Genomic DNA, 12873 nt, shown 5'->3' on the forward strand with positions numbered 1-12873 from the left:
CATGGGAACTTTAATAGATTGCATAGGAAATACGCCTTTAGTAGAAATTACAAAGCTAAATCCGAACCCGGCAGTCCGGATTTTCGCTAAACTGGAAGGTAATAATCCAGGCGGAAGTGTAAAGGACAGGGCTGCTTTAAATATGATCCGCAGTGCAATGGAACGTGGTGAAGTTACGAAAGAAACGAAGTTAGTAGAGGCCACCAGTGGAAATACTGGTATTGCACTGGCAATGATTGCGTCTATTTATGGGCTGGATATTGAGTTGGTCATGCCTTCGAATTCCACAAGGGAACGTACGCTGACCATGGAAGCTTTTGGTGCAAAGGTTACTTTGCTGGAATCTATTGAGAAGTGCAGGGATTATGCGGAGGAAAAGGGCATTACGCCGGGTTATTTTCTGTTAAATCAATTTGCAAATCCTGATAATTACCTGGCGCATTATAAAACAACAGGCCCTGAGATATGGAAGGATACTGAACACCAGATTACGCATTTTGTGAGTTCAATGGGGACTACGGGTAGTATAATGGGAAATTCTATGTATTTAAAGGAGAAGAATCCGGAAATTCAGATTGTAGGCTGTCAGCCAACGGAAGAGTCTTCAATCCCTGGGATCAGAAGATGGCCAAAGGAATATCTTCCTAAAATATTTGATGCGTCAAGGGTAGACAGGGTAATGGATGTTTCGCAGGAAGAGGCTTCGGAATATACCAGGCAAATGGTAAAAGCGGAAGGGATCTTTGCCGGGATGAGCAGCGGTGGTGCTTTGGCTTGCGCACTTAGACTGGCTTCGGAGTTAACTTCAGGAGTGATCGTTTTTATAGCTTGCGACAGGGGGGACCGGTACCTGAGCAGCGATTTGTTTTTAAGTAAATAACCCCTGTATAAAGGAAAAGCCTCAGCCGATTTGAATCAGCTGAGGCTTTTTTATGGAGTTATAGCAGTTTATTGTGCGTCTACTACAGCAATTGTAATCATATTCACGATCTCTCTAACAGAACTGTCCATTTGTAAAACGTGTACTGGTTTGTTCAGACCTAAAAGAATTGGGCCTACTGCTTCTACATTTCCAAGTTCCTGCAATAATTTGTAGGCAACGTTTCCTGATTCCAGGTTAGGAAAGATTAAAGTGTTTGCTGGACTCCCTTTTAAGCTGGAGAACGGGTAGTTACTTTGCAGCAATTCTGCGTTCATTGCAAAGTTAGCCTGCATTTCTCCGTCAACAATCATATCAGGATATTTTTCTTTTAGCAATGCAGTCGCAATCCTCATCTTATCTGGAACCGAGCCAGTGTTAGAGCCAAAGTTTGAGTAAGATAATAAGGCGATACGTGGTGTGATATTGAATTCTTTAATAGTTTCGTTTATCATTCCGGTAATATCTACCATATCTTGTGCTGAAGGATCAGGATTTACAGTCGTATCTCCTAAAAATACAGGCCCTTTTTTAGTCAGCATCATGTACATACCAGCGATTTTTTTAACGCCAGGTTTAGTACCGATAACCTGTAATGCAGGTTTCAGGGTTGATTTGTAGTTTTTAGTCAATCCGGAGATCAATGCATCAGCTTGTCCGAATTCTACCATACTTGCACCGTAATAGTTACGGTCACGCACAAGTTTCTTCGCTTCATATAAAGTAATGCCACGTCTCTGACGTCTTTGGAAAAGGTGATCTGCAAATTTATCAGATTCCTCTGTTCCCTGCCATGGGTCAATGATTTCAACATCGCCGAACTCAATTCCATGTTCCAGGATGATTTTCTGGATTTTAGCTACATTTCCTAATAAAATAGGCGTTGCAATACCTTCGTCCTTAACAATCTGTGCCGCTTTTAATATTTTATAATTATCAGCTTCAGCAAATACTACACGTTTAGGGGCAGATTTTGCTTTGCTGGCAAGGTTTCTCAGGATTTTATCGTCAGCACCTAATCTGATTTGTAATTCTTCCTGGTAAGCGTTCCAGTCTGTAATGTGTTTACGGGCAACACCAGATTCCATCGCCGCCTTGGCAACAGCAGTAGAAACAATACCGATTAATCTTGAATCAATAGGTTTTGGAATAATATAGTCTTTTCCGAACTTCAGGTTTTTTGCTTTGTAGGCAAGATGTACAATTTCTGGAACAGGAAGTTTAGTCAGCTCAGCAATTGCTCTTACAGCAGCCAGCTTCATTTCTTCATTAATCGATGTAGCACGTACATCCAGCGCACCGCGGAAGATATATGGGAATCCTAATACGTTATTTACCTGGTTAGGGAAATCGGAACGTCCGGTTGCCATGATAATATCTTTACGGCTATTGATCGCAAGGTCATAAGCAATTTCAGGATCAGGATTAGCTAAAGCAAATACAATCGGGTTTTTGGCCATTGACTGTACCATCGCTACCGAAACTACATTGGCTGCTGAAAGACCTAAAAATACGTCTGCACCTTTCATTGCTTCAGCTAAAGTGCTGATATCTTTTCTTGGTGTAGCGAATTCCATACGCATTGGATCAAGGTCGGTACGGTCAACATTCACAATGCCATCCTTATCGAATACCAGCATGTTTTCCTTTTTGACACCTAATTTAAGGTATAGTTTGATACAGGATACTGCCGCTGCACCAGCTCCGCTTACCACAAGCTTTATTTTCTCAATTTTTTTATGCTGCAATTCACAGGCATTCAATAAAGCTGCACTGGTAATAATTGCTGTTCCATGCTGATCGTCGTGCATGACCGGGATATTCATTTCTTCTTTTAAGCGGCGCTCGATTTCAAAACACATCGGCGCTGCAATATCTTCAAGGTTTACACCTCCAAAAGTTGGTTCTAAGGCTTTTACTACGTTTACAAATTCATCAGCAGTAGTGGCATTGATCTCTAAATCGAAAACATCGATGTCAGCAAAGATTTTAAATAACAATCCTTTACCTTCCATCACTGGTTTACTCGCTGCCGGGCCGATATTTCCTAAGCCTAATACTGCGGTTCCATTACTGATTACTGCGACCAGATTACCTTTAGCTGTATATTTATATACGTCTTCAGGGTTTCTGTATATTTCCATACAGGGTTCCGCTACTCCAGGTGAATAGGCAAGTGCTAAATCTCGTTGTGAATTTGTTGGCTTGGAAGGTACGACTTCAATCTTACCTGGCCGGCCATCAGAGTGATAATCTAATGCGTCCTGTTTACGGTTTGTTGCTTTGTTCATCTTGTGTGTGTATCCTTGATCTTTGTTGTGCTCAGGGGAGTAGATTACTCCGAAAGCTAATAAGTGGTCGAAAGTAGGTATATGTTTAAAATAATACTAGAAAATAATGGTGAAATTACCTGAAAGTGACCGTTAGATGTAAGAAATTTTTATATAATAGCTGATTTGTGAAAAATCTGACGTACTTTCACAGGAAAAACTAATTGTAGCCTATGGCATTTTTGAGTATAGTATTGGATCCGCCAACTTATGGATGGGCTGATACTAATGGTAATTTATCTAAGCCGACGACTCGTCAGTTGTTGCAGGAATTCTTTAAACGTCTGAATATTTTTAAAAGCAAGAAAAACTGGCTCCCTTTTATGAGCTGGTCAAAGGTTGTCATTTCTATACCTTTTCTTTACTTTTTTATCTTTGAATATTTTAGCTGGAGCTTATTAATCGTTGCATTCTTATATAGTATGATTATCATGGGTACCCATGGTACGATATGGCATCATCGTTTTTGTACGCACAATGCTTATGCTTTTAAAAATAGATTCTGGCGCTTTTTTACGCAGAACCTGACTATATCTATGATCCCGGAAGAAATCTACGTGGTTTCGCATCATGTACATCATGCAAAGTCTGATATGCCTGGTGATCCTTATAATGCTTCTGGTGGGTTTTTATATTGCTTTTTAGCGGATGTGAATCATCAGCCGATAGCGAAAGATTTATCTGAAAGAAATTATCACCGTGCCGCAAGATTAATGAAGCATACCGGTGTTCAGCCAAATACTTATGCTCAATATTTAAAATGGGGTTCTATAGCTAATCCGGCAAGAACAGTTCTGGCCTGGGCTTTAAACTGGGGTTTCTGGTATGGGATGTTGTTCTTAATTGGTGGCCATGGATTAGCTTGTACTGTTTTTGGTGCCGCAGGGATCTGGGCAGTAGGGGTCAGAACTTTCAATTATGAAGGACATGGTAAGGGAAAGGATATGCGCAGAGATAATTATGATTTCTCACGTGAGGATATGTCTATCAACCAGCTTTGGCCGGGAATAGTTGCCGGTGAATGGCATAATAATCACCATTTATATCCAAAGAGTGCAAGAACGGGATTTTTACCTCACCAGGTAGATATTGCATGGTATTACATCCGTTTTATGTATGCGATCGGAACTGTTAAATCTTTCAAAGATTCTAAGACAGACTTTTTAGAGACGCATTACAATAAGGTAGCGCTGATGGAAGATGAACAGGCTCTTCTTTTACAGGAAGAGAAAATGTTAATTTTACAAAAAAATAAAGGATAATTTACTGCTAAAAGGATTATATAGTTTTTAATGTATTCTAAGGATCAGGTTTCAAAATTGAAACAGGCTTTCTGGACGGCCTTTGGCCAGTATATTTCTCCTCAGCTATCTGCTGAGGGAATGCGGATTAACTGGATAAATTACAAGACAGGAATTAAGCACCTGAATTTTAAATTGCACGCAGACAACAAGTCTGCGTTTATTGCAATTGAGCTTTCTCACCCCGATACAGGTGTTCAGGAACTCTTATTCGAACAGTTTAAGGAATTCAGGAATATCCTGAAAGGTTATTTAAATGAGGAATGGGAGTGGGAACAGCAGTTGCTGGATGAAAATTATAAGCCTGTAAGCAGAATTTATAAGACTTTGCCTGATGTCAGTATTTTTAAGGAGCAGGACTGGCCTGAAATCATCTCTTTTCTCAAGCCAAGGCTCATCGCTCTTGACGAATTCTGGTGTGATGCTTCACACAGTTTTGAGCTGTTTAAATAAAATTTACCCGTTCAAATTAAATCATTTGATACATTTGTGGCTTGTTAGCGGTTCAGCTGATCAGGATTATTATTAATGTATATGTACGATATTTGTTGTGTAGGTCATATTACGCTAGACAGAGTGGTTACGCCAGCTACTGAAAAGCATATGGCGGGAGGAACATCATTTTATTTTTCTAATGCGATCCGCAGGATGGGGATTAACTATGGCCTGGTTACGGCTATAGCTCAAAGTGAGATGGGGTTTGTATTGGATTTGCGTACAAAAGGTATTGATGTTATTGTTTTTCCAAGTGCAAAAACCGTTTATTTCGAGAATATCTACTCTGGAAATCTGGATCACAGGACGCAAAGGGTGTTACAGGAGTCTGATCCTTTTACTGTGGAGCAGTTTAAGGCTGTTGACGCTAAAATTTTCCATTTGGGGCCATTGTTATCAAATGATATTTCTGTGGCGCTGATCAGAGAGTTAGCGGGCAGGAGCAGGGTATCATTAGATGTTCAGGGATATTTGCGTGAAGTTAAGGGGCAAAGTGTTTGTGCAGTGGATTGGAAGGATAAGAAGGAGGCGCTTCAGTATGTGCATACGGTGAAGGCTGATGAAGCTGAGCTGGAAGTGTTGACGGGAGTTGTGGGGATTAAAGAGGGAGTGAAGATTTTAATTGACTGGGGTGTTCAGGAAGTTGTGATTACCAGGGCTAGTTTAGGTTCTGTGATTTATGGAGATGGTGTGTTCTATGATATTCCTGCTTTCAGGCCAGTTGCCGAAGTAGACGCGACAGGATGTGGCGATACATATATGGCAGGTTATTTATCACAAAGAGTAAAAGGTGTGGATATACAGCAGGCGGGCGAGTTCGGTGCTGCTATGGCCAGCTTAAAAATGGAATCTTACGGGCCTTTTGATGGTACTGAAGATGATATAATTCAATTGTTAGCCGCAGATAGGGGCTAAGTCAGAAAAAATAATGTTTGTTTCTTGATTACAGAGGCTGATTTGTCGTTAATTCGTCATAGAAATGTTTTATTTAAAATAATCGTTAGTGTAATTTGTACACTATATAAAAGTTGTATATATTTGTATCAGAAAATAAGCAGTAAATATTTTCCGGATCAAGGATGAGTCATTAGAAATGACAGCAACACTGCCGGAATTTTAAAGAGAAAACCCGTTCATACAGGTTTATATTTGGTTAGAATAGGGATGTGTCTGGATGGAACAACCCTTTCTTTTTTTTAAGACCTTTTGTAATGAACTAATATACTCTTTTTCAAAGCTTAAACTTTAGCATCTTCCCCTGTATATCTTAATTTCCATCTTGTAAATTATTAGCATATAACAACTCTGCAATATCCAAAATTTGTTTCTATTCTTATATTTAAGTGATAGATACAAATTCTGAATATTGATTTGAGTTTGTTTTTGGCTATAGCCTTGTAAATGTTAGGGATCAAGTCATCAACTTGTGGAGCAGGCTCTTTTTTAAGCATAAATTTTGACACGCTAAACAGAAAGTCTTTGCTATCACGGACGCTCTTGTGCCTATGGAAGTTGCGCTGAAAGCTTTCAATTGGCATGGGAATGACTCAGCCGAAACAAGCCGGGCTGTTAATAAATAAATTCAAAATAGCTAAATAATGAATCTATATCGGCCGGGTACTGCCTGAGTACTGCCCAAGTACTCGTTAGGGTGAGAGCAATGCTAAAGTAACGTGAGTCCATGGTAAGTCCAAGTCAAAACAACTAGTTGAAATGACTTAGAGTACGTATGCTTAAAGGCTGTTCTCAACCTGGTGTCATCCCGACCACCACTCAGGCACAACCAAACCATAACTAGTTGAAGATTAATGAAATTATAATTTTCCCTTTGACTACCCCACGGACAACTGCGGACAATTGCAGACAGCTGCGGACAATTGCGGACATTTTTTACTTATCAGGATAATCTTTAACGCTAATAGCTTACATTGTTGGAAAAGCACTTATTTATTATGGGAGGTTTAACGGGTAAATTTTCAAAGGGAATCCTGGGCGGTTTCATTTTTAAAGCAGCAGTTTGGAGTACTGGTTGTTTCAAAAGTTCTGTACCGGGCATAATGAAACAATCAATGGAAACCGAAAAAGCATCAGAGAACTTTCGTAAAAGTAGCAGGTCTGGAAAAATCAGGATCTTTCCTCCCCCTAAGAATTCCGCTGAAGCGTTGGCCGATCTCTTATCAAAGTAATCAGGGCATTTAATAATGATAAATTGAACTATAAAATCAGAAAGTAATTAGCTTATTAAAGAATCGTAACCATCTGCTTTGAACTCAAAAAATATCAAACCCAAAACTTGAAATGTAATCCCTAATCCATAAGTTTATGACTTGATCCTCTATGCTTATATTTAAGTGATAGATACTAATTCTGAATATTGATTTGAGTTTGTTTTGGCTATAGCCTGCTCAATAATTAAGTCTTGTCGCAGAATGTATGTGCAGCTTTTATCGAAGGGTAAGTGAGTATAGCCTGTTGAATTTTTATAACTTGTGGTATAAATAAATATATAAATATGAAATCAAATATCTATCTCAAAGTTGTTCTGACTGTTATAGCAATCAACCTAACGCTATTAACAGCAAAGGAATTGAATTTATTTTCTACCGCTAATGCTGCGGATATTCCAGCCAAACCAGGTAAAAATGGAACCAACTATGGTTTTATTCCTGTGAATGAAGACGGGACGATCAATGTCAGAATTAAAAATAGAGAAACTATGGATGTTCGTGTCATGGATGTATATAATCCATCATTATGGAGTTCAATACCAGTAAAGGTAGACAGGTAGGTAATTTTTAACGCGGCCTGCCACATAAAAAAAAGACACCAGCTAGCTGGTGTCTTTTTAAGAATTCTGTTTGGATCAGCTTATTTATCTTCTTTGAACATTTTAGTCAAACCTTGTTCAATCTTAACAACGTCTGCTTCAATAATCTTTTTAACTTTTGGAGTTACAGCGTCATTAACCTGAGCTTCAATGCGGATTATATCCGACTCATTCTTAAGTTTAATATCAAATCTGTTATCACCAAATTTAAACTGAGCAGCAAGCTCCTCTATGTTTTTGTCTGTTGTTTTTATAAATTCATAGCTATCGCTTAGTTCATTAAATGATTCTTTAACTGCTTGAAATATAAAATCTGTTTCAATAGTCAGGTCATTTACAATGATCGTAGTAGCCTTTAGTAATTTTTTTAATGCTGCATCACCTTTAGCACTATCTTCAATGTCTTGCAGAGTTTCTAGTAAATCTTCACTGAATAATATTTCTTTTTTATCAGTGATGAAAATTGTAGCGATATCTTCAGTGCTATCAAATAATTGTTTAATATGAATTGAATCATTCCCATCTTTTATAATTGAAACGCTTTGTGATTGCTCTTCAACTTTAGAATCTGCAATCGCATTCTTAATTACATTTACAATATGTTTCAGGACTGGGTACTGTTTAGTTTCGCTCATTGTTTCGTGTGTTTTTTTGCAAAGATAACTAAAGGAGAAAATATTCTTAATGTTTGAGATACTTTTTCCTCCGTATTTCTTTGACAATTCTATAATAAAAAGGGTTGTAGCTAAATATACGTTAAATCTACAAAGCCTCGTCTGGTCAAATTTGAAAGCGATCGGGCTTATTCCAGCCAGGGGTCTAAAAATTCGACTGCTTTATCAGTGATCTTGTAAGGCAGGAAGCAAGATCCTTCAGTGTCTGTGCCGCTGAACTTAGCGATCAGTACATTTGTTGGCTCCGGATATTGTTGATTGGTCACAGTGGCTTCATAAACGATTGAATAAGCTGTAATCGTACCAGCTGATAACTTGTTTGTGAAATCATTTTGTATCTGATCTACTAATATACTTGCAAGCGGAAGGTCTTCAGTATCGTCTTTGCTCAATCTTTGCATGGTTTTTCCTTCCTGATCGACGCAAACGCCAATAGGGTAGAGTTCGCCTTGTTCTTCCAGAAGTGCTTTCGCCATGGAATAGCTGTAGTTTAACAACTTAATAATAGTATCGGGCAGTGGCTGATCCATTGTGATGAGTAAATTTAAGAAAGCGCCAAATATAGTCGTTTACTTACGCATTAACTCAAATCATTTAACATTGGAAAACTCAATTGTCTATACGGAAGTCTGATTTCATTGATTTGACTATTAATATGCCTATCAGACTTATCAAAACAACCATGATGGTTTCGCCGGTAACGAGTGCTATATTATAAAAGGGAAAGGCTCCATCTGTGAATTTGATAAAGAATACTAATAAAAGTAAAGCAACTTCTAAAGTGGCTGTTACCAATATAGCTTTTGATAGATTTCCCATAATTAGCCTTGTTTATTCTTAATAATAAGGATATAATGTAATTTCTGCTATTTTATTACGTGAACAGCTATTTTATCAATGTGAATTCGGATTTATAAGGGTATCTAAACGAAAGAAAAGGAGATAATTATGGCTTTAGTGCAAATTAAGGAGGTTGTACCAAATTTAATAGGTAACGACTTGTTTTAAATGATGTTCTAAATGCTGCACGTAATCATCGAATACAAATGCCAGGGTTACACTTTGCTCTCCTCCGGCAAAACATCTTCTCTCTAAAGCGGTTTGTGGCATTAATTTGATGAGTTCTAAGATCTGCTTGTTATAAGCTGTCCAGAAGGAGATAATTTGCTTCCCGTTTATTTGTTGATAATAATTAAACACATTGCAGTTGTTCTGATCATAGCCGATTTTTGGAACGTCTTCAAACTGTCCTCTTACAAAACGCTGATGATTTGTTACAGCACTATCAATAAGATGACCGATGATTTCTTTTTTACTCCATTTACTGACACCGGGTTTTAAGGAAAATATATGATCGTCAATTTCATTCAAAAGCTGAGGTATCGTATCACATAAGTATTGTAGTCTTTGAATTGATTGTGCAGTCATATATTTTCCAGTTCTTGATTTCTTATTTTTCAGGAGTATCTTTTTCTATTCCTTTTACTTTAATTCTTTTTGCGTTTTTAAGGCTGTTATTCAGCATCCATTCGATCTGACCATTAACACTACGAAATTCATCAGCAGCCCATTTCTCTATAGCCTTCATCGTTTCTGAATCTATCCTTAACGCAAATGATTTCTTATCTGACATGTTTATTGATTTAATGTCCCTGTATTGATAACGGGTTTGGTCTCGCTATCACCACAAAGGACTACCATTAAATTACTAACCATAGTTGCTTTTCTGTCATCATCGAATTCAATGATTTTCTTTTCAGAAAGGAGATTAAGCGCACTTTCTACCATTCCAACGGCTCCTTCTACAATTTTGTGACGGGCTGCCACTACGGCCGAAGCCTGTTGTCTTCTCAGCATAGAGTGTGCAATCTCAGGGGCATAAGCCAAATAACCGATTCTTGACTCAATAACCTCTATACCTGCAATGTCAAGTCTTTCCGCTAACTCTTTTTCCAATGAGATATTTACATCATCAAAGTTGGTGCTTAAAGTAATTGTGGCTGTTTCGTCTTCAAAATGATCATAAGGAAAAGAACCCGCAAGTTTTCTTACCGCTGAATCCGTTTGTATTTTGATAAACGTGGTATAATTGTCTACCTCAAATGCGACTTTAAAAGTATCTTTCACTCTCCAGACCAGGATTACACTGATCAGGATCGGATTTCCCATTTTATCGTTTACTTTGATTTTTTCACTTTCAAAGTTTCTTGCACGCAGTGAATAACTAAATCTGGTATATAACGGATTGATCCAGAACATCCCATTATGTTTGATACTTCCTTTATACTTTCCAAATAGCAGCAGCACTTTCGAGCTATTTGGGCTGACAATAATCAATCCTTTAGCTAAAATAATAAATATAGGGATGCAGGCGATAATCAGAACAATTTGCTGGTCGCTTATGGCATAAGCCAGTAAACCAGCTGTAACGAATAAAAGGAAGATAACGAGGTAACCATTAAAAGGAGTAACAATCTTTTCTACTTTCATAAATATAGTATTTAAATGATATTAAATTGATATCATAAATCTAGGTATTAATTGAGTATAATTCCAAATTTTTTAATCATTATTTATATCGAAAACAGCTAATTGTATATTTAATTATCCCAATCCTGTTTATTAATTACTTTTAAATTATCCAGAACATTGATTGCGATACTAACACCGGCCTTCTTGAAATCTTCTTTTTTATCTTTCGTTTGAATACAGTTAGAAAAATAATAAACATTATTAGCTGTAGTAATGTAGCCCACATACCACGAAACATGAAGATTTCCCTGTTTGCCATTTCCAGTTTTAGCCCTGATCACATAGTCTTTTGTAGACTTGGCTATCATAATATCTTTAACGATATCCATGGAGCGCGCAGAAAACGGAAGTTTATTCTGATGCAGGTTCCGGAGAAAGTCTATCTGCTGAGCAGGAGTAATGCGTAATCCTCCCCATAACCAAAACCCATCTATCCCACCACTAATATCACCATTACCATAATTTGCCTTTTTGAGCCAGAACTTCATTTTCTCTTCACCCACACGTTTAGCCAGTTCCTGATAGAACCAAACCGTTGAATTCTTAAACGCGTTTCTCATATCTGTATCTGCATTCCAGGCAGGTACCGGCCGCTCTTTCTGATCCCATTTCGAAACAGTATGCTCATCTTTAACTGCGCCCGTTTCCAGGGCAATCAGCGAATTGCAAATCTTAAATGTTGAGGCAGGGGTAAAGGGTATATTCGTCTGTTCCTGATTGTAGTAAGTGTAACGGTCATTTTTCTGATCATAAAGGATAAAAGAACCCTGTACCTGGTGTTCTTCGTAGAATTTCATAAGCTCTTCCCCAGCAGGATCGGATTGGAACGAAACCAATCCAACTGCTGCCAATAACAACAGGAGTGTTTTGTATTTGAACATTTGAGCAGAAATTATAAGTTAAAGTCCATTACATTATCCAAACCTCTTTTTAGACCGGTAAAAGTATCAACTTTCCTGATGGCCAGTAAAGCTCCCTGAACGTATGGTTTTGCACTGCCTCCAGCTTCATGTTTAATGATCAGCTTTTCATCTTCCATTCCAAAAATAGTTTCTACTGCAATTACATATCCAGGTAACCTGACTGCATGCACCTGCATCCCGTTAATATCTGCACCTCTGGTTTCTTTAATCCCTTTGGTATCTGCAATTGGAATAGTTTTATTAGACTCTCTAACCCTGGATAACCTGTTTGCAAGCTCTAGCGTACTTCCGCTTGGAGAATCAATTTTGCGGTCACTTGCATAATCAATAATTTCCCAGTTCGGCATATACTTCGCGGCCATTTCTGCAAACTTGTTTAATAGTACAACACTAATTGCGAAATTTCCAACCGCCAACACAGCCTGTTTATGTTTATCAGCTACCACACTGATTTCCTCATAATCTGCATCCGAAAGACCTGATGTGCCAACTACCACATTGACACCCTGATTAATCGCTGTAATTACCTGGTGTTTCGCAATATCTGGTTTTGTATAATCTACCAAAACATCGCAAGGAATAGCTAAAGCTTCTTCTAATGTTCCGAAAACAGGAATATCTTGCGTACCTGATAAATTCAGCAGGTCATTCAGATTCTTACCTGCACCTTTACGGGAAACTGCTGAAACCAATTCCAGGTCATCTGTTAAGATAATCCCCTTGCAAAGCTCTGAGCCGGCCCAGCCAGTTGCTCCTGCAACACATACACGTATTTTTTTCTTTGTTGTCATATTTCTTCTTTCAAATGATAAATGTGTACAATTCAGTTAATTTATAAAGCAAATCTACTTGCTCTAAGCTACCTGATTTTT

Annotated in this window: 14 protein-coding genes; 5 read left to right on the forward strand and 9 right to left on the reverse strand. The window is 38.1% G+C overall.

Features of this window, described 5'->3' with window-relative positions; all coding sequences use genetic code 11:
• The first annotated feature begins 1 nt into the window (after position 1).
• Positions 2 to 880 (forward strand): cysteine synthase CysM, encoded by an 879-nt coding sequence (gene cysM / locus HDE70_RS03630; protein ID WP_183865337.1) that lies wholly within the window; start codon positions 2 to 4, stop codon positions 878 to 880.
• Between the two features lie 68 nt (positions 881 to 948).
• On the opposite strand, the gene HDE70_RS03635 is transcribed toward cysM, so the two are convergent.
• Positions 949 to 3210, reverse strand: coding sequence for an NADP-dependent malic enzyme (locus HDE70_RS03635; RefSeq protein ID WP_183888081.1), 2262 nt, complete (start codon positions 3208 to 3210; stop codon positions 949 to 951).
• 212 nt (positions 3211 to 3422) lie between these two features.
• Between HDE70_RS03635 and HDE70_RS03640 the strand changes: the two genes are divergently transcribed.
• The 4 genes from HDE70_RS03640 (at position 3423) to HDE70_RS03655 (ending at position 7833) form a co-directional block, all read left to right on the forward strand.
• Positions 3423 to 4511 (forward strand): fatty acid desaturase, encoded by a 1089-nt coding sequence (locus HDE70_RS03640; RefSeq protein ID WP_183865339.1) that lies wholly within the window; start codon positions 3423 to 3425, stop codon positions 4509 to 4511.
• Positions 4512 to 4541: 30 nt separating this feature from the next.
• Positions 4542 to 5003, forward strand: a complete 462-nt coding sequence (locus HDE70_RS03645; protein ID WP_183865340.1) for a DUF4268 domain-containing protein — start codon at positions 4542 to 4544, stop codon at positions 5001 to 5003.
• Between the two features lie 81 nt (positions 5004 to 5084).
• Positions 5085 to 5960, forward strand: a complete 876-nt coding sequence (locus HDE70_RS03650; protein ID WP_221270512.1) for a PfkB family carbohydrate kinase — start codon at positions 5085 to 5087, stop codon at positions 5958 to 5960.
• Between the two features lie 1597 nt (positions 5961 to 7557).
• Positions 7558 to 7833, forward strand: a complete 276-nt coding sequence (locus HDE70_RS03655) for a hypothetical protein (RefSeq protein ID WP_183865343.1) — start codon at positions 7558 to 7560, stop codon at positions 7831 to 7833.
• Between the two features lie 80 nt (positions 7834 to 7913).
• Here the strand turns inward: HDE70_RS03655 and HDE70_RS03660 are convergent, their stop codons facing one another.
• The 8 genes from HDE70_RS03660 to dapB form a co-directional block, all read right to left on the reverse strand.
• Positions 7914 to 8507, reverse strand: coding sequence for a hypothetical protein (locus tag HDE70_RS03660; protein ID WP_183888083.1), 594 nt, complete (start codon positions 8505 to 8507; stop codon positions 7914 to 7916).
• 167 nt (positions 8508 to 8674) lie between these two features.
• Positions 8675 to 9076 carry a hypothetical protein gene (locus HDE70_RS03665; RefSeq protein WP_183865345.1) on the reverse strand — a complete coding sequence of 134 codons (402 nt, stop codon included), beginning with the start codon at positions 9074 to 9076 and terminating at the stop codon, positions 8675 to 8677.
• A gap of 79 nt (positions 9077 to 9155) precedes the next feature.
• Positions 9156 to 9365 (reverse strand): hypothetical protein, encoded by a 210-nt coding sequence (locus HDE70_RS03670; RefSeq protein ID WP_183865346.1) that lies wholly within the window; start codon positions 9363 to 9365, stop codon positions 9156 to 9158.
• 165 nt (positions 9366 to 9530) lie between these two features.
• Positions 9531 to 9974, reverse strand: coding sequence for a DinB family protein (locus tag HDE70_RS03675; protein ID WP_183888085.1), 444 nt, complete (start codon positions 9972 to 9974; stop codon positions 9531 to 9533).
• A gap of 22 nt (positions 9975 to 9996) precedes the next feature.
• Positions 9997 to 10179 carry an Arc family DNA binding domain-containing protein gene (locus tag HDE70_RS03680; protein WP_183865348.1) on the reverse strand — a complete coding sequence of 61 codons (183 nt, stop codon included), beginning with the start codon at positions 10177 to 10179 and terminating at the stop codon, positions 9997 to 9999.
• Between the two features lie 2 nt (positions 10180 to 10181).
• Entirely contained in the window at positions 10182 to 11036 is an 855-nt protein-coding gene (locus HDE70_RS03685; protein ID WP_183865349.1) for an SPFH domain-containing protein, read from the reverse strand.
• 110 nt (positions 11037 to 11146) lie between these two features.
• Positions 11147 to 11959: a class D beta-lactamase gene (blaOXA, locus tag HDE70_RS03690; protein ID WP_183888087.1), complete on the reverse strand. Its 813-nt coding sequence runs from the start codon at positions 11957 to 11959 to the stop codon at positions 11147 to 11149.
• An 11-nt stretch (positions 11960 to 11970) separates the two neighbouring features.
• A complete protein-coding gene (gene dapB, locus HDE70_RS03695; protein WP_183865351.1) occupies positions 11971 to 12792 on the reverse strand; it encodes a 4-hydroxy-tetrahydrodipicolinate reductase in 822 nt (273 codons plus the stop codon).
• Between the last annotated feature and the right edge of the window lie 81 nt (positions 12793 to 12873).

It is taken from the genome of Pedobacter cryoconitis (genome assembly GCF_014200595.1).
Taxonomy (GTDB): Bacteria; Bacteroidota; Bacteroidia; order Sphingobacteriales; family Sphingobacteriaceae; genus Pedobacter; species Pedobacter cryoconitis_C.

What these genes read in the sequence shown, in the direction of transcription:
- cysM (WP_183865337.1), top strand. Translation starts at nt 2, where the DNA reads ATGGGAACTTTAATAGATTGCATAGGAAATACGCCTTTAGTAGAAATT.
- HDE70_RS03635 (WP_183888081.1), bottom strand. Translation starts at nt 3,210, where the DNA reads ATGAACAAAGCAACAAACCGTAAACAGGACGCATTAGATTATCACTCT.
- HDE70_RS03640 (WP_183865339.1), top strand. Translation starts at nt 3,423, where the DNA reads ATGGCATTTTTGAGTATAGTATTGGATCCGCCAACTTATGGATGGGCT.
- HDE70_RS03645 (WP_183865340.1), top strand. Translation starts at nt 4,542, where the DNA reads ATGTATTCTAAGGATCAGGTTTCAAAATTGAAACAGGCTTTCTGGACG.
- HDE70_RS03650 (WP_221270512.1), top strand. Translation starts at nt 5,085, where the DNA reads ATGTACGATATTTGTTGTGTAGGTCATATTACGCTAGACAGAGTGGTT.
- HDE70_RS03655 (WP_183865343.1), top strand. Translation starts at nt 7,558, where the DNA reads ATGAAATCAAATATCTATCTCAAAGTTGTTCTGACTGTTATAGCAATC.
- HDE70_RS03660 (WP_183888083.1), bottom strand. Translation starts at nt 8,507, where the DNA reads ATGAGCGAAACTAAACAGTACCCAGTCCTGAAACATATTGTAAATGTA.
- HDE70_RS03665 (WP_183865345.1), bottom strand. Translation starts at nt 9,076, where the DNA reads ATGGATCAGCCACTGCCCGATACTATTATTAAGTTGTTAAACTACAGC.
- HDE70_RS03670 (WP_183865346.1), bottom strand. Translation starts at nt 9,365, where the DNA reads ATGGGAAATCTATCAAAAGCTATATTGGTAACAGCCACTTTAGAAGTT.
- HDE70_RS03675 (WP_183888085.1), bottom strand. Translation starts at nt 9,974, where the DNA reads ATGACTGCACAATCAATTCAAAGACTACAATACTTATGTGATACGATA.
- HDE70_RS03680 (WP_183865348.1), bottom strand. Translation starts at nt 10,179, where the DNA reads ATGTCAGATAAGAAATCATTTGCGTTAAGGATAGATTCAGAAACGATG.
- HDE70_RS03685 (WP_183865349.1), bottom strand. Translation starts at nt 11,036, where the DNA reads ATGAAAGTAGAAAAGATTGTTACTCCTTTTAATGGTTACCTCGTTATC.
- blaOXA (WP_183888087.1), bottom strand. Translation starts at nt 11,959, where the DNA reads ATGTTCAAATACAAAACACTCCTGTTGTTATTGGCAGCAGTTGGATTG.
- dapB (WP_183865351.1), bottom strand. Translation starts at nt 12,792, where the DNA reads ATGACAACAAAGAAAAAAATACGTGTATGTGTTGCAGGAGCAACTGGC.